This window comes from Pseudomonas sp. NPDC089996, from assembly GCF_044748405.1.
GTDB lineage: Bacteria > Pseudomonadota > Gammaproteobacteria > Pseudomonadales > Pseudomonadaceae > Aquipseudomonas.
Map to the genome: position 1 here is coordinate 1 of NZ_JBIVGA010000028.1, position 16462 is coordinate 16462.

At 63.0% G+C, this 16462-nt stretch carries 14 protein-coding genes and 1 pseudogene; 8 read left to right on the forward strand and 7 right to left on the reverse strand.

Going from position 1 to position 16462, the window contains the following annotated elements:
- Positions 1–269 precede the first annotated feature (269 nt).
- Positions 270–572: a helix-turn-helix domain-containing protein gene (locus ACIPW4_RS26755; protein ID WP_400663556.1), complete on the forward strand. Its 303-nt coding sequence runs from the start codon at positions 270–272 to the stop codon at positions 570–572.
- Positions 573–695: 123 nt separating this feature from the next.
- Positions 696–1099: pseudogene (locus ACIPW4_RS26760) on the forward strand (HipA domain-containing protein).
- A gap of 321 nt (positions 1100–1420) precedes the next feature.
- Here the strand turns inward: ACIPW4_RS26760 and ACIPW4_RS26765 are convergent.
- The 7 genes from ACIPW4_RS26765 to ACIPW4_RS26795 all read right to left on the reverse strand — a co-directional run bounded on the left by ACIPW4_RS26765 (position 1421) and on the right by ACIPW4_RS26795 (position 9978).
- Positions 1421–2257, reverse strand: coding sequence for a hypothetical protein (locus tag ACIPW4_RS26765; RefSeq protein ID WP_400663559.1), 837 nt, complete (start codon positions 2255–2257; stop codon positions 1421–1423).
- 98 nt (positions 2258–2355) lie between these two features.
- Complete coding sequence (locus ACIPW4_RS26770) at positions 2356–3147, reverse strand: IclR family transcriptional regulator (RefSeq protein ID WP_400663561.1); 792 nt, start codon at positions 3145–3147, stop codon at positions 2356–2358.
- A 60-nt stretch (positions 3148–3207) separates the two neighbouring features.
- Entirely contained in the window at positions 3208–4518 is a 1311-nt protein-coding gene (locus ACIPW4_RS26775; RefSeq protein ID WP_400663563.1) for an MFS transporter, read from the reverse strand.
- 58 nt (positions 4519–4576) lie between these two features.
- The gene (gene dgoD, locus ACIPW4_RS26780) at positions 4577–5725 is read right to left on the reverse strand and encodes a galactonate dehydratase (protein ID WP_400663566.1); all 1149 of its coding nucleotides are present in this window, start codon (positions 5723–5725) and stop codon (positions 4577–4579) included.
- Positions 5726–5764: 39 nt separating this feature from the next.
- Complete coding sequence (locus ACIPW4_RS26785) at positions 5765–6385, reverse strand: 2-dehydro-3-deoxy-6-phosphogalactonate aldolase (RefSeq protein WP_400663569.1); 621 nt, start codon at positions 6383–6385, stop codon at positions 5765–5767.
- A 12-nt stretch (positions 6386–6397) separates the two neighbouring features.
- Positions 6398–7372 (reverse strand): 2-dehydro-3-deoxygalactonokinase, encoded by a 975-nt coding sequence (locus tag ACIPW4_RS26790; protein ID WP_400663572.1) that lies wholly within the window; start codon positions 7370–7372, stop codon positions 6398–6400.
- Positions 7373–7596: 224 nt separating this feature from the next.
- Positions 7597–9978, reverse strand: a complete 2382-nt coding sequence (locus tag ACIPW4_RS26795; RefSeq protein WP_400663574.1) for a glucose/quinate/shikimate family membrane-bound PQQ-dependent dehydrogenase — start codon at positions 9976–9978, stop codon at positions 7597–7599.
- Positions 9979–10293: 315 nt separating this feature from the next.
- Between ACIPW4_RS26795 and ACIPW4_RS26800 the strand changes: the two genes are divergently transcribed.
- The 6 genes from ACIPW4_RS26800 to ACIPW4_RS26825 all read left to right on the forward strand — a co-directional run bounded on the left by ACIPW4_RS26800 (position 10294) and on the right by ACIPW4_RS26825 (position 16390).
- Positions 10294–11538 carry an OprD family porin gene (locus tag ACIPW4_RS26800; RefSeq protein WP_400663577.1) on the forward strand — a complete coding sequence of 415 codons (1245 nt, stop codon included), beginning with the start codon at positions 10294–10296 and terminating at the stop codon, positions 11536–11538.
- A 227-nt stretch (positions 11539–11765) separates the two neighbouring features.
- On the forward strand, positions 11766–12572 hold the full coding sequence (locus tag ACIPW4_RS26805; RefSeq protein WP_400663580.1) for an NAD-dependent epimerase/dehydratase family protein: 807 nt from the start codon (positions 11766–11768) through the stop codon (positions 12570–12572).
- A gap of 25 nt (positions 12573–12597) precedes the next feature.
- Positions 12598–13473, forward strand: coding sequence for an SMP-30/gluconolactonase/LRE family protein (locus ACIPW4_RS26810; protein WP_400663583.1), 876 nt, complete (start codon positions 12598–12600; stop codon positions 13471–13473).
- A 70-nt stretch (positions 13474–13543) separates the two neighbouring features.
- Positions 13544–14515: a TRAP transporter substrate-binding protein gene (locus ACIPW4_RS26815; RefSeq protein ID WP_400663586.1), complete on the forward strand. Its 972-nt coding sequence runs from the start codon at positions 13544–13546 to the stop codon at positions 14513–14515.
- 66 nt (positions 14516–14581) lie between these two features.
- Positions 14582–15109: a TRAP transporter small permease gene (locus tag ACIPW4_RS26820; protein ID WP_400663588.1), complete on the forward strand. Its 528-nt coding sequence runs from the start codon at positions 14582–14584 to the stop codon at positions 15107–15109.
- Positions 15110–16390: a TRAP transporter large permease gene (locus ACIPW4_RS26825; protein ID WP_400663591.1), complete on the forward strand. Its 1281-nt coding sequence runs from the start codon at positions 15110–15112 to the stop codon at positions 16388–16390.
- Positions 16391–16462: the final 72 nt, after the last annotated feature.

Below are 16462 nucleotides of genomic sequence, written 5' to 3' on the forward strand. Positions count from 1 at the left end.
TTTCAAGTGCGATGCTTCACGCCTGAAGGCAACAGAAAACGCTGGGAGGCTGGCTCCTCAAAGAAATTGCCTCCTGCCATAGAATCTCCCACAGGTTTTGCGTATCGCCCAAGGCATGGATGTGCCGACACTGTGAGAGTCGATTACGCTGCACGCCACCAGCGATGCCTCTACTCATTCACCACCTCGAAAATTGGAAGTTTTTCAAATCATAAGAGCTGCCATAGTGGTTTTTAAACCATATAAGCACTGTCTTAGCAGGTCTTAAAATGAATATTTTTCCTTTGGCATGCGCCGACAGGCTAATGAAAATAGGGCTTCTGGCGAAAACAAGACGCCTTGAACGTAAAATTCGCCAAAAGGATCTGGCCGCCCAATCCGGATTGTCCATTACCACCCTTGCCAAAATCGAATCAGGTACGCCTACCGTAGAGATGCGCTGCTACATGATCGCGCTGTGGCATCTAGGGTTGCTCGATGAGGTATTCCAGGATGTGCCGATGTCCTCACCGGCCTCATTCGCCACTGAGCACAGGGTACGCCTCAAGAGCGTGATCGAGGACGACTTCTGATGACTGTCATCTACCTTTACATGCAGATGCCAGGCTCGCTGGAGGTGTGCACCATTGGGCGGTTGAGCGTAGAGAACAACGTCGGCGAGTTCGGATTGGCACTATGGCTTGCTGGCAGACGAAATGAGCCGACGTGGCGTGCCTCACAGTGACCTTCAGGAGCTGTTCAAACGCATCTGCTTCAACATTCTGGCCGGCAACGATGATGACCATCCCAAAACGTGGGCGTGCTTTACCTGAATGGCACTTGGCGGCTGTCGCCAATGTATGACGTGCTGCCGACTACGGAGGGGGCTGCCCCATCAAGTTTGGCTATGGGCGTGGGAAGCTTCGGGAAGGAGTTGTCACGTCGTAATCTGCTGAGCCAGGTTGGCCATTATGGCCTGTCGCCTGCTCAGGCAGCAGCCATCATCGATGAGGTGGCTGGATGGGAAGCAGAGTTGGTGGCGCACTACCGACAGCATCTACAACCCGCTGAGCTTGAGCTGGCCTTGATTGCCATGGGCGTGGATAAGCTGCGTTATTGATTCAGTAGCTAGTGGAGAGTCTGACCACCGGCACGATGTTGCCTTGGTCGCGGGCAAGCCAGCTTTTACAACGGTTTAGACAAGCGATTTGAAAGAGGCCTCGCCCACGCCGACAGGAGGGGTACGGCACACTCGGTAACCATGTGCCGGGACTGGACTTGCCAGTCTACGTGGTCGAGGGCGAGGCCTTTACCGAGTGTAGAAGAGCCTTGCGCAGAGTGCCAGTGAGCCTGGCACCGGCTTCGCCAGTGTTCGCGGGTAAACCCGCTCCCACAGGGTGCGCGGCGCGCCAGCCTTTGAGTTTTGGCTGGCGTCAGCGTGTCAGGCGCTGACCTGCGCCTGCTTGGCTTCGAGCAAGTTATGCAATGTATTGAGGAACAGGTCGAAGCTGATGATGCCAGTGGCCACGGTCGACAGCACGGTCTGCCCGTTTTCATCCTTGATCACCACCAATTCGGTCCACTGGCTGAGATCCACGTTGCGCAAGCTGCTCAACGCGACCTTGCGGCCGTCGACATCAAGGGCCTCGCGGGTGATGGTCAGGGGCTTGGTGGTGACATTGAAGAAGTCGCCACTCATGCGCTTGCCCCACACCTGCGACGTTTCCAGGTAGTTAAACTGCACCGCCCCGCCGCTCTCCAGGGTGGCGAACACCGCTGGCAGGCGTTCGTTCAGGTGCTGCTCACGTACCTGCTCAAGGAACACGAACAGCTTCTGCAGGTGTGGGTTGACCCGGCGGAAGGGTTCGCTGGCGTTGCGCCGATAGGCGAGGTTGTTGACCAAGCCGGCAAAGGCGGTCTGGCCCGAGGCGAACAGGTAGAAGTCGCCCATCTCGCTGAAGGGTACGTAGTCGCGCTGGTTGCCGATGATCTGGCAGATGCCTTTCTCGTACACCTCATAACGTGCAACGCGCAGTTTCTTCTGCCACAAGGCCAGGACGAACATCACCCCACCGAGCACCGCCAGCAAGGCGATGGTGCCGTAGAATAGGGTCTTCGGGCCGTTGAAATTCTGATCACTGGCAACACTCAGGTAGCCGATGAAGGCGGCCAGACCGAGGAAAATACTGCCCAGGATGAACATGCAGAAGATCAGGGCTTTGCCGTAGCCATAACTGCCGAGCAGCTTGCCGGCGGACGTGACTGGGGTGGGTTGCATGGTAGAGCCTCCTTGCTTGGGGAAATGAAACGTCAATGTCTCTGCTGGCGATGAGACATGACTTGTTTCAATTTGTTCAGCGAAGAAGGCTGTTCAGGCTAATTTTTCAGCCCGAGCTCTGCCGACAGCCGTGCGGTCATGCCTTTGACCACCGGTACCAGCTCGCGCATCTTTTCTTCGGGCATGTAGGGCACGGTACTGGCCACACTGATCCCCGCCACGATCCGCCGGCTGGCATCGCGCACCGGTGCAGCCACGCAGCGGATCGACGGCTCGTTGTCTTCCAGGTCGAAGGCATACCCGCCCTTCACATACTCGACCATGCGCTGCTCGAACTGGGCCCAGGTCTGCTCGGTGTGGTGCGGCCAGAATGCGCTCTTGCCGCCCGCTGGCAGGCTGGTTTCATACAGGCGCTGCCATTCGGCCGGGGTGTCGTCGAGCATCAGCGCCTTGCCGATGCCGGTGCGCGCCAGCGGCATGCGGTGGCCGACCCGCGAGCGCATCTCCGGGCCGTTGCGCCCTGGGGTCTTGTGCAGGTACAGCACCTCGTCGCCTTCGCGGATGGCCAGGTGGATGGTGTCGCCGGTCAATGCCGACAGCTCGTCCAGATAAGGGCCGGCGAGGGTCACCAGGGGCAGTTCCTCGCGGGCCTGGAAGCCGAGTTCGATCAGCTTGGGGCCAAGCAGGTAACCGACCTGGGGCACCACGCGCAGGTAGCGCTCGTCCACCAGGCAGCTGACCAACCGGTGGGTAGTGCTGCGGGTGGTGCCGATGTGCCGGGCGATGTCCTTGAGGTCGCGGGCGCCAGCGGCCACGGCCTGCACCACGGCCAGGCCGCGCAGCAGGGTCTGGGTGCCGGTCGGGGCGGTTTTTGCGGGGTCTTCCTGCATGTACGGCCTTTATCGATGAGCGAGTGGGCGGGCGACATTATGTTCGCCCGCAGAGCGTGCCTACAACTCGATGCGCTCGACCTTGCCCACCAGCAGGATGTACGACAGCGCACCGATCAACGCCAGTACCGCAATGTAGGTGATGGCCGGGGCGAAAGAGTTACCACTGGCAAGGAAGCCGATGACGATCGGGGTGACGATCGCCGACAGGTTACCGATGAAGTTGAATACCCCTCCGGTCAAACCGAGCAGGCGGGCCGGCGCCAGGGTCGAGACCAGCGACCAGGTGATCGAGGCCAGGCCGTTGCCGAAGAACGCCAGGGCCAGGAAGGTGATCACCAAGGGCGTCGAGTCGACGAAGTTGGCGCCGATGATTGCGGTGGAGATCAACAGGCCGCTGATGATCGGCAACTTGCGGGCAAAGCCCACGCTCGCCCCACGGCGGATCAGCCAGTCGGAGAAGAAGCCCGAGCACAGCACGCCGACGAACGCCGCGAGGAACGGCAGTGACGCCAGCATGCCGGACTTGATGAAGTCCATGCCGCGGTATTTCACCAGGTAGGTCGGGAACCAGGTGAGAAAGAACCACAGCGTCGAGTTCAGGCAGAACTGGCCGAGGTAGATGCCCCACAGCTTGCGCTTGCTCAGCACGATACCGAGGTCAGCCCAACTGAATTTGGCCTTGACCTTGGCCTGTTCGGCCTGCATGTCGACCAGCCCGCCGCCCTCACGGATCAGTTCGATCTCGGCCTCGTTGGCGCCCTTGAAATCACGCGGTTCGCGATACACCGCGTACCAGATCACACCCCACAGGATGCCCACCGCGCCCGTGGCGACGAACACCATGTGCCAGCCGAACGCATGCTGCAACCAGGCCAGCACCGGAGTCAGGAACGCCAGGCCGACGAATTGCCCGGAGGTGTAGAAGCCAATGGCCGTGGCCCGCTCGCGCTCGGGGAACCAGGTGGTGACCACGCGGCTGTTGATCGGGTACGCCGGCGCCTCCAGCGCGCCGACCGCCATGCGCAGCACGAACAGCGCGATGAAGCTGGCGGCGAAACCGAGCATCACCGTGGCCAGCGACCACAGCACCAGCGCCACGCTGTAAAGGATGCGCGGCGGCACCCGGTCGACCAGCCAGCCACCGGGAATCTGCATGGCGGCGTAGGTCCAGCCGAATGCCGAGAACACCAGGCCGACGTGGATCGGGTCGATGCCCAGCTCGCTGGTCAGGGCAGGCGCGGCAATCGACAGGTTGCTGCGGTCCAGGTAGTTGATCACCACGGTGATGAACAACAGCACCATGATGAAAAAACGCTTGCGGCTGGGCGACACCAGGGTGGCCTGCCCGGTGAGGGTATGCGGCTGCATGAGAAGTGCCTCTTGTTATGTTTATTGAGGTCGTTTCAACGCGAATGACGGAGCGTTATCACCACTCGGCGAAGCTACCGTCGGCGTGGCGCCAGATCGGGTTGCGCCAGCGGTGACCGATGGCGGCGCGCTCGATCACGTATTCCTCGTTGATCTCGATACCCAGGCCTGGGCCGTTGGGGATCTTCACCATGCCCTGCTCGTAGTCGAACACACCGGGGTCGCGCACGTAGTCGAGCAGGTCGTTGCTCTCGTTGTAATGGATGCCCAGGCTCTGCTCCTGGATGAACGCGTTGTAGCAGGCGGCATCGAGCTGCAGGCAGGCAGCCAGTGCAATCGGGCCCAGCGGGCAGTGCAGCGCCAGCGCGACATCGTAGGCCTCGGCCATGTTGGCGATCTTGCGGGTTTCGGTGATGCCGCCGGCATGGGAGGCGTCGGGCTGAATGATGTCGACGTAGCCTTCGCTGAGCACGCGTTTGAAGTCCCAGCGCGAGAACAGCCGCTCGCCCAGGGCGATCGGTGTGCTGGTCAGCGGCGCCAGTTCTTTCAGCGCTTCGTAGTTTTCGCTGAGCACGGGTTCTTCGATGAACATCAGCTTGTACGGGTCGAGTTCCTTCATCAGCACCTTGGCCATGGGCTTATGCACGCGGCCATGGAAGTCGACGCCGATGCCGACGTTCGGGCCCACCGCGTCACGCACGGCGGCGACGTTGGCCAGGGCCTGGTCGACCTTGTCGAAGGTGTCGAGGAACTGCAGCTCTTCGGTGCCGTTCATCTTCACCGCGGTGAAGCCACGGGCCACCGCCTCTTTCGCCGCGCGGGCGGTGTCGGCCGGGCGGTCACCGCCGATCCACGAGTACACGCGGATCTTGTCGCGTACCTGGCCGCCGAGCAGATCGCTGACCGACACGCCCAGCGCCTTGCCCTTGATGTCCCACAGTGCCTGGTCGATGCCGGCCAGGGCGCTCATGTGAATGGCGCCACCCCGGTAGAAGCCACCACGGTAGAGCACGGTCCAGATGTCTTCGATGTTTCGTGGGTCCTTGCCGATCAGGTAGTCGGACAGTTCCTCGACGGCGGCGGCAACGGTGTGGGCGCGCCCTTCGACCACGGGTTCGCCCCAGCCGGTGACGCCCTGGTCGGTCTCGACCTTGAGGAAGCACCAGCGTGGCGGAACGATGAAGGTGGTCAGCTTGGTAATTTTCATCTGCTTGTCTCTCTTGTTGGGATGCAGCGCAGGAATGGGTCAGCGCAGGGCTTGCCAGGCGGTCGCGTAAGCCTTGGCAGTGGCCGCGACCTGCTCAGGCGTCATGCCCGGCTTGTACAGGCCGGAGCCGAGGCCGAAGCCTCTGGCGCCAGCGTCGAAGAACTGCTGCAGGTTGCCGGGGGTGATGCCGCCGACCGGCGCCAGCACGGTGCCGGCGGGCAGCACGGCCAGCCAGGCCTTGACCACTGCCGGGCCCATCTGCTCGGCCGGGAACAGCTTGAGCACGTCGGCGCCTTCGGCCAGCGCGGCAAAGGCTTCGGTGGGCGTGGCGACGCCGGGTGCCAGGTACAGCCCGGCCGCCTTGGCCGCACGCAGCACTTGCGGGTCGCTGTGCGGCATGACGATCAGTTGGCCGCCCGCCGCTTTCACCTGCCCGACCTGAGCCGGCGTCAGCACGGTACCCGCGCCGATCAGGCAATCGGCAGGCAGCGTGCTGCGTAGGATGCGGATGCTTTCGAAAGGCTCAGGGGAATTGAGCGGCACTTCGATGACGCGAAAGCCTGCCCCGTAGAGGACTTCGCCAATCGCAGCGGCTTCATGGGGCTGCAGCCCGCGCAGGATCGCGATCAGGCCGTTCTGTGCCAGTGCTTGTTCGAGCATGTCGGGCTCCCTTCAGGATGAATGAATGAGGCCGGCGGCGAGCGCCAGCTGCCACAGGCCGCGTTCGGTGGCCTGCTCGGCCACGCTCACGTGGCTGAAGCCGCAAGCCTGCAGGGCGCGGCTGTAACGGGCGCAAAGCGGGCCGTTGCCGATCAGCAGGATGGCCGGCAGGTGCACGCTGTTGCGCCGCTGGCGCTGCACCTTGGCCAAGGCCGCGAGTTCGTGGCCGATCAGCAGGCCGGAGAGGTAGTCGGGCTGGGCGCTGGCGCTCAGCTCGCCGGTCAGGCCCAGGCAGCGGGCACTGAACAGGGTCGACAGCGGGCCGATCTCGCCTTCGGCGGACAGCGCCACCTGCACGCCGTGGTCGAAGGCCGGTGCATCGAACGCGCCACCGCGCTGCTGAGTGCGACCGAGAATGCTGTGGTCGCTGAGCACGGCGAACACCTCGCCGGTCATGAAGGTGTCGAACTGACTGATGCAGCCGTCGGCCACCTGGACCCATTTCGAATGGCTGCCAGGCAGGCCAATCAGCAGGTCATCAGTGGTCAAGCCGGGCAGCGCGCCGAGTACCTGGGTTTCTTCGCCCCGCATGACATTGGGCAGGCGTGAGCGCTGGATCACGCCGGGCACGATGTGCACGTCGACGCCACGGCGGCTGCGCACGGTTTGCAGGGACGCACCGAGGCTGGCGACGTTGGCGGGGGTTTCGCGGTAGGCGGCTTCGCGCCAGCCCTGTGCGCTGCCGACCATGCCGCAGGCGATCACCGGCAGGCCGGGCTGGGCGTCGAGCCACTCGCCGCAGGCGTCGTCGAAGGCCAGTTCGAAACCGTCGGTGCACAGCTCGCCGTTGATCAGGCGTGGGGCCTTGGGCAGCTGCATGATGCCGCTGGGCAGGGTACGCACGTCCAGCACCTGGCCGCCTGCGGCAAGTTTGTAAGCACGGAGGGAGGTGGTTCCCCAGTCGAGCGCGATCAATTGCGCCTGCATCGCTTCACCTGTTCTGTTTTTGGCAGTGAGTGAGGGCGACTATAAACCTGAGGAATGGAAAATTCCAATATGTAAAATACAATCCCACATATAGGGATACAGGCAAAATAATTTCATTGGACCCATTCGCGGGCAAGCCCGCACACACAGGGCCTGTCGCTGCACTTGAGAGCGGCGCATTACTGTGGGAGCGGGCTTGCCCGCAAAGGGACCTGAAAACGGAATTACTCAGGCAAGGCAAACGCCATCACATAATCCCCTTGTCTAGTGCCCAGCGAGCCATGGCCGCCAGCCATCACCAGCACATACTGGCGCCCGTCCTTGCCGGTGTAGGTCATCGGCGTGGTCTGCGCCCCTGCCGGCAGGCGCCCTTCCCACAGCACCTTGCCATCGCGCACGTCATAGGCGCGCAGGTACTGGTCGAGGGTGCCACTGAGGAACGCCAGGCCACTGGCAGTGGTGAAGGTGCCGCCCAGGCTCGGCACGCCCATGGTCAGCGGCATCGGGACAGGCGAGCTGTCACGCACAGTGCCGTTCTTGTGCTTCCAGATCACCTTGTGAGTGGTCAGGTCCACGGCCGCCACGTAGCCCCAGGACGGTGCCTGGCAAGGCAGGCCCAGCGGCGACAGGAAGGCCCCCATGATCACGCCATAGGGCGCGCCCTTGTTCGGCTGGATGCCTTCGGTCTCGCTCTTGCGCGCTGGCTGCCCGGCGATTTTCGAGGCCGGTACCAACTGCGACTTGAAGGCCATGTAGCTAGGGTTGACGAAGGCGATCTGGCGCACCGGGTCGACCGAGATACCGCCCCAGTCGAACACGCCGAAGTTGCCCGGGTACACCAGCGAACCCTGCAGCGACGGCGGGGTGTAGATGCCGTCATAGCGCATCGAGCGGAAGTCGATGCGGCACAGCATCTGGTCGAACGGGGTCACGCCCCACATGTCATGTTCGCGCAGGGTCGGCGGCATGAAGTTGAGCTCGGACATCGGCTGGGTCGGCGCGGTGTGGTCGCCCTCCACGGCGCCCTGGGGAACCGGTGTTTCGTGGATCGGCACCAGCGGCTGGCCGTTGCTGCGGTCGAGCACGTAGATGCTGCCCTGCTTGGTCGAAGCCATGACCGCAGGCTTCACACCATCGGCGGTCTTGATGTCGATCAGGCTCGGCTGGCCGCCGACGTCCATGTCCCACAGGTCGTGGTGGGTGAACTGGTAGTTCCAGCGCACCTTGCCGGTGGCGATGTCCAGCGCCACCAGGCCGGCGCTGAATTTCTCGGCTTCCGGCGTGCGGTTGCCACCCCACTGGTCGGGCATCTGGTTACCCATGGGCAGGTACAGCAGGCCGAGCTTTTCATCGGCACTGATCACCGACCACACGTTGGGCGAATTGCGGGTGTAGAACTCGCCATCGGCGATTGGCGCGGTGGCGTCGGGCTTGCCGCTGTCCCAGTTCCACACCAGCTGGCCGGTGATCGCGTCATATGCGCGCACCACGCCGGACGGCTCATCGGTGGAGACGTTGTCGGTGACGTGGCCGCCGAGGATCAGCAGGCCGCCCGCCACGGTGGGTGGCGAGGTGGAGTAGTAGCCACCGGCGGTGAAGGTGCCGATGTTGCGGGTCAGGTCGACCTGACCGTTGTCACCGAAGCCTGCGCACTGCTTGCCGGTGTCGGCATCCAGGGCAATCAGGCGGGTGTCGGCAGTGGGTACGTAGACCCGTTTGGCGCAGGCTTGCCCTTCTGCAGGGCTGGCCTGCGACTTGGCCGTGTCGAAATAGGCCACGCCACGGCAGGTCATGTGCGCCCAGCCTTTGAAGTTGGCGGCGTTCTGGGTGCTGAGCTTGGGGTCGAAACGCCAGATTTCCTTGCCGCTGTCCGGATCCAGGGCGATCACCTGGCTGTGCGGGGTGCACACATAGAGCTTGCCGTTGACCTTGAGCGGGGTGTTTTCGGCGGTGGTCTCGCCCGGGTCGTTCGGGCCGGGGATATCACCGGTACGGTAGCTCCAGGCCAGCTTGAGCGTGCCGACGTTCTCCGGGGTGATCTGCTTGAGTGGCGAGTAGCGGTCGCCGAATTCGGTGCGGCCATAGGCTTGCCAGTCACCGTCGGGCATTGTCGGCGCGGTGCTGGAGGTACCCGCAGTATCGCGGTCGAGGTGGCCGGTAATGGTGTTGGGGTGGGTGAACTGGCTCGCCAGGGCCATCAGCCCCGCCGCCGCCACACCCACGCCGAGCACCCCGGTACCCAACGGATACGGCAGGCCCTCGGTCAGCGGTTTGCGCAACCAGGGCAGCAGCAGGACCAGACCAAGGACGAACCAGAGCGCCAGGCGCGGCACCAGTTGCCACCAGTCCAGGCCGACCTCCATCAGCGACCACAGCGTGCTCAGCAGCAGCACGATGCCGTATACGCTCAGCGCCTCGCGGCGCCCGGCCAGCAGCAGGCCAGCGGTAATCAGGAAGCCGATACCGGCCAGCAGGTAATACAGCGAGCCACCAAGGGTCGCCAGTTTGATGCCGCCGGCCAGCAACGCCAGGCCCATCAGCAGAAAGACCACGCCTAGCAGCCTGGGCAGCAAGCGTGAGGGTTGTGAAGCACGGGTGGTGCTCATCAGCAAATTCTCCGTATCCATAGCACTGAATCGATTAGCCCTTCAGAAAACGAAGAATAGTATTACAAAATGATTCTGCGACTAACTGTCGCAACAGCGTGAGTGCGTTGCCACAGATGCAACAATGTGACGCGCTGTCATAGTATGACTTTTGATTTATCCAGGACCTTGATCTAGAGCCCTCGCCGTCAATTCTTCACTTGACGTCGCTCACTTATTGCGTTCGACAGCGTTGACAGCAGATTTTCCACTTGATAAAAAACGCCGCAGTTGTACGACAACACATAACAAAAACAACATCAGCGGACGAATCCCATGTCGAAAATCTGCCAGACAACCCTCCCCTTCGCGCTGTTCGGCGCCAGCCTGCTAAGCGCAATGCCGAGCATCAGCCTCGCTCAGGGCTTCGTCGAAGACAGCAAGGCCGTGCTGGGCCTGCGCAACTTCTACATCAACCGCAACTTCACCAACCCCACTAACCCGCAGAGCAAAGCCGAAGAATGGACTCAGAGCTTCATTCTCGATGCTCGTTCCGGCTTCACCGAAGGGCCGGTAGGGTTTGGCGTGGATGTGCTGGGGCTGTGGTCGGTGAAGCTCGATGGTGGTGGCGGCACCTACGGCACCGCGCTGCTGCCGCGCCATGACGATGGCCGGCCGGCCGATGACTACGGCCGCCTGGCCGTGGCGGGCAAGGCGCGTATCTCCAAAACCGAGCTGAAGATCGGCGAATGGATGCCGGTGCTGCCTATCCTGCGTTCGGACGATGGCCGCTCGCTGCCGCAGACCTTCCGCGGTGGCCAGGTGACCTCCAGTGAAATTGCCGGGCTGACCCTGTACGGCGGCCAGTTCCGCGGCAACAGCCCGCGTAACGACGCAAGCATGGAAGACATGAGTTACGGCGGCGGCGTGTCGGACCGCTTCAACTTTGTTGGCGGCGAGTACAAGTTCAACCAGGACCGCACCCTGGTCGGGCTGTGGAACGCGGTGCTCAAAGACGTCTACGAGCAGCAGTACCTGCAGCTGAGCCACAGCCAGCCGCTGGGCGACTGGACCCTTGGCGCCAACCTGGGCTACTTCCATGGCGGGGAGGACGGCTCGGAACGCGCCGGCGAACTGGACAACAAGACTTATTCGGGGATGTTCTCGGCCAAGTACGGCGGCAGCACCTTCTGGGTCGGGCTGCAGAAAGTCGATGGCGATACCTGGATGCGGGTCAACGGCACCAGCGGCGGGACCTTGGCCAACGACAGCTACAACTCCAGCTTCGACAACGCCAACGAGCGTTCCTGGCAAGTGCGCCATGACTTCAACTTCGTGACGCTCGGCGTGCCGGGGCTGACGTTGATGAACCGGTATATAAGTGGCCGCGATGTGCATACCGGGGCGGTCACCGATGGCAAGGAATGGGTACGTGAATCGGAGCTGGCGTACGTGATCCAGAGCGGGCCGTTCAAGGACCTGAGCGTGAAGTGGCGCAACTCGTCCATTCGCCGGGACTACAGCAACAACGAGTTCGATGAGAACCGGTTGATCTTCAACTATCCCCTGTCGTTGCTGTAACTCGGTCCTTGTGGGAGCGGCCTTGTGTCGCGAAAGGGCTGCGCAGCAGCCCCAGAAATTGCGACACATGCGCGACTGCCAGGGCCGCGCTGCGGCCCTTTCGCGACACAAGGCCGCTCCCACAGGGCAATCGAAACGCTCAAAAGCAGCATTGACAACCCCGGAAACCGCTGCCGATAATCAGATTAGTCATACGACAACTTACAACAATCACAAGTAGAGCCGCCATGACCATCACCCCCTTCAAGCGCCTGCTGCTCACCGGAGCCGCAGGCGGCCTGGGCAAGGTGCTTCGCCAACGCCTCACCGGCTGTGCCGAAGTCCTGCGCCTTTCCGACATCGCGCCAATGGCCCCCGCCACCGGCCCACATGAAGAAGTCATCCCCTGCGACCTGGCCGACAAGGCTGCGGTCCATGCCCTGGTCGAGGGCGTCGACGCTATCGTCCATTTCGGTGGCGTGTCCACCGAGCATTCCTTCGAGGACATTCTCGGCCCCAATATCTGCGGCGTGTTCCACATCTACGAAGCCGCACGCAAGCACGGGGTCAAGCGCATCATCTTCGCCAGCTCCAACCATGTGATCGGCTTCTATCGCCAGGACCAGCCCATCGACGCCCATGCCCTGCGCCGGCCCGACAGCTACTACGGCCTGTCCAAATGCTATGGCGAGGATGTCGCCAGCTTCTACTTCGACCGCTATGGCATCGAGACCGTCAGCATTCGCATCGGCTCCTCCTTCGACGAACCGCAGAACCTGCGCATGCTCTGCACCTGGCTGAGCTACGACGACCTCACCCAGTTGATCGAGCGCGGCTTGTTCACCGCCGATGTCGGCCACACCGTGGTCTACGGCGCCTCCGACAACCGCACCATCTGGTGGGACAACCGTTACGCCGAACACCTGGGCTACCAGCCCAAGGACACCTCCGAAGTGTTCCGCGCCGCGGTAGAGGCCAAACCAGCGCCCGCTGCCGACGACCCGAGCATGGTCTACCAGGGTGGCGCCTTCGTCGCTGCCGGCCCATTCAGCTGACACCGCCCTGCCAGGAGGCTCCAGCATGCACTGCGAACTGATCGTCGACGCCCGCAATGGCACCGGTGAAAGCCCTGTGTGGCACCCCAGCGAACAGGCCCTGTATTGGGTCGACATCCCGGCCCGCCAGCTGCACCGTTGGCAGGACGGCGCCCACCAGGTCTGGCAGGGTGACGAGATGCTCGCCTGCATCGCCCACAGCGAACGGGGTTGGCTCGCCGGCATGGAAAGCGGCATCTTCCAGCTCCATGCCCAGGCCGACGGCAGCCTCGACAGCCGCCTGTTAGCTGCAGTCGAACACCCGCAGCAGGGCATGCGCTTCAACGATGGCCGCTGCGACCGCCAGGGCCGTTTCTGGGCCGGCAGCATGCTCATGGACATGCAGCAAGGCGCCCACGTTGGCGCGCTGTACCGGGTCGATGGCGAGGGCCGGCTGCACCAGCAGCTCAAGGACATGATCGTGCCCAACGGCCTGGCCTTCAGCCCGGATGGCACGCGCATGTACCTGTCCGACTCGCACCCCAATGTGCAGAAGATCTGGACCTTCGATTACGACATCGACAGCGGCACGCCACACAACCAGCGGCTGTTCGTCGACATGCGCGCCTTCCCTGGGCGCCCCGACGGCGCCGCCATCGATGCCGATGGCTGCTACTGGATCTGCGGCAACGACGCCGGGCAGGTCCACCGCTTCACCCCCGACGGGCGCCTGGACCGCTCACTCAGCGTGCCGGTGAAGAAGCCGGCGATGTGCGCCTTTGGCGGCGCCAACCTCGACACCCTGTTCGTCACCTCGATCCGCCCTGCAGGCAGTGACCTCAGCGACCAGCCTCTGGCCGGTGGCGTATTCGCCCTGCACCCCGGCGTACAAGGCCTGGAGGAGCCAGCCTGGCGCGGCTGAACGCTGCACAACAACGCTGCACCCAACACTCACGCGCGAAACCAGATAATAAAAACCACGGAGTTTCACCATGACCTTCAAACGCAAGCTGCTTCTTGCCGTACTCCCCTTCGCTTTCAGCCTGTCGATGCCAGCCTCGGCACTCGACATCAAGTTCGCCGAGATCCACCCGGCCGGCTACCCGACCGTGGTCGCCGAACAGAACATGGGCAAGAAACTCGAACAGGCCAGCAATGGCGAAATCACCTTCAAGATGTTCCCCGGCGGCGTGCTCGGCTCGGAAAAGGAAGTGATCGAACAGGCGCAGATCGGCGCCGTGCAGATGACCCGCGTCAGCCTCGGCATCGTCGGCCCGGTGGTACCGGACGTGAACGTGTTCAACATGCCGTTCGTGTTCCGCGACCATGAGCACATGCGCAAGATCATCGACGGCGACATCGGCCAGGAGATTCTCGACAAGATCACCAACTCCGAATTCAACCTGGTGGCGCTGGCCTGGATGGATGGCGGCTCGCGCAGCCTTTACACCAAGAAGCCGGTGCGTAGCCTTGAAGACCTCAAAGGCATGAAGATCCGCGTGCAGGGCAACCCGCTGTTCATCGACATGATGAACGCCATGGGCGGCAACGGCATCGCCATGGACACCGGCGAAATCTTCAGCGCCCTGCAGACCGGGGTGATCGACGGTGCCGAAAACAACCCGCCGACCCTGCTCGAGCACAACCACTACCAGAGCGCCAAGTACTTCACCCTGACCAATCACCTGATCCTGCCGGAGCCGGTGGTGATGTCCAAGACCACCTGGAACAAGCTCACGCCCGAGCAGCAGGCCCTGGTGAAGAAAGTCGCCCGCGAAGCGCAGATGGAAGAGCGCGCGCTGTGGGACGCCAAGTCCGCCGCCAGCGAAGAGAAGCTCAAGGCCGCTGGCGTCGAGTTCATCACCGTCGACACCAAGCCGTTCTACGACGCCACCGCCCCGGTGCGTGAGAAGTACGGCGCGCAGTACGCCGACCTGATGAAGCGTATCGACGCGGTCCAGTAACCCGGCCCCCTTCCAAGATGAACCCGGCAGTGCGACGCCCGTCGCCCTGCCGCTTTGGTGATGCCTATGAAAATGCTTGTCCTGAGCGTCAACGACACGCTGTACCGCGCCTGCATCTGGGTGGCCGGGCTGTCGGTCCTGAGCATGTCGCTGATCATTCCCTGGGGCATCTTTGCCCGCTACGTGCTCGGCACCGGCGCCAGCTGGCCGGAACCGGTCGCGATCCTGCTGATGGTGCTGTTCACCTTCATTGGCGCCGCCGCCAGCTACCGCGCCGGGGCGCACATGGCGGTGGCGATGGTCACCGACCGCCTGCCCCAGCCCGTCCGCCGACTGGTGGCGGTATTCACCCAGCTGCTGATGGTGGGGGTCTGCGTGTTCATGACCTGGTACGGCTTCAAGCTATGCGTCACCACCTGGAACCAGTTCATGGCCTCGCTGCCCAGCGTGCGGGTGGGCATGAGCTACGCGCCGATCCCGGTCGGTGGCGTGCTGACATTGATCTTCGTGCTGGAAAAGCTCCTGCTCGGCGACCAGAGCCAGCGCAAGGTGGTGCAGTTCGACCTGGTGGAAGAAAACGAGGGGGCGGCGTAAATGGATGCGTTCATTCTGTTGGGCAGTTTCGTTGCGCTGATCCTGCTGGGCATGCCGGTGGCCTATGCCCTGGGCCTGTCGGCGCTGATCGGTGCCTGGTACATCGACATCCCGCTGCAGGCGATGATGATCCAGGTGGCCAGTGGGGTTAACAAGTTCTCGCTGCTGGCCATCCCGTTCTTCGTGCTGGCCGGTGCGATCATGGCCGAAGGTGGCATGTCGCGGCGGCTGGTGGCGTTTGCCGGGGTGCTGGTGGGCTTCGTGCGTGGCGGGCTGTCGCTGGTCAACATCACCGCCTCGACCTTCTTCGGTGCCATCTCCGGCTCGTCGGTGGCCGACACCGCGTCGGTGGGCTCGGTGCTGATCCCGGAAATGGAGCGCAAGGGCTACCCGCGCGAGTTCTCCACCGCCGTGACTGTCAGCGGTTCGGTGCAGGCGCTGCTGACCCCGCCCAGCCACAACTCGGTGCTGTACTCGCTGGCGGCAGGCGGCACGGTGTCGATCGCTTCGCTGTTCATGGCCGGGGTGATGCCCGGGCTGTTGCTGAGCGCGGTGATGATGGGCCTGTGCCTGATCTTCGCGAAGCGGCGCAACTACCCCAAGGGCGAGGTGATCCCGCTGCGCCAGGCGCTGAAGATCGCCGGTGAGGCGCTGTGGGGCCTGATGGCCATGGTGATCATCCTCGGCGGCATTCTTTCGGGCGTGTTCACTGCCACCGAATCGGCTGCAGTGGCGGTGGTGTGGTCGTTCTTCGTGACCATGTTCATCTACCGCGACTACAAGTGGCGCGACCTGCCCAAGTTGATGCACCGCACGGTGCGCACCATCTCGATCGTGATGATCCTGATCGCCTTCGCCGCCAGCTTCGGCTACGTGATGACCCTGATGCAGATCCCGTCGAAGATCACCACGGCGTTCCTGACCCTGTCGGACAACCGCTACGTGATCCTCATGTGCATCAACTTCATGCTCCTGATGTTGGGCACGGTGATGGACATGGCGCCGCTGATCCTGATCCTCACGCCGATCCTGCTGCCGGTGATCACCGGTATCGGCGTGGACCCGGTGCAATTCGGCATGATCATGCTGGTCAACCTGGGGATCGGGCTGATCACACCGCCCGTGGGTGCGGTGCTGTTCGTCGGTTCGGCGATTGGCAAGGTCAGCATCGAGGCCACGGTGAAGGCGCTGCTGCCGTTCTATGTCGCGCTGTTCCTGGTGCTGATGGCGGTGACCTACATTCCGGCCATTTCGCTGTGGTTGCCGAGCGTCGTCCTGTAACCGCAATCGGGTCGCCTGTAGGAGCGGCCTTGTGTCGCGAAAGGGCTGCAAAGCAGCCCCCGGATCTGCGCA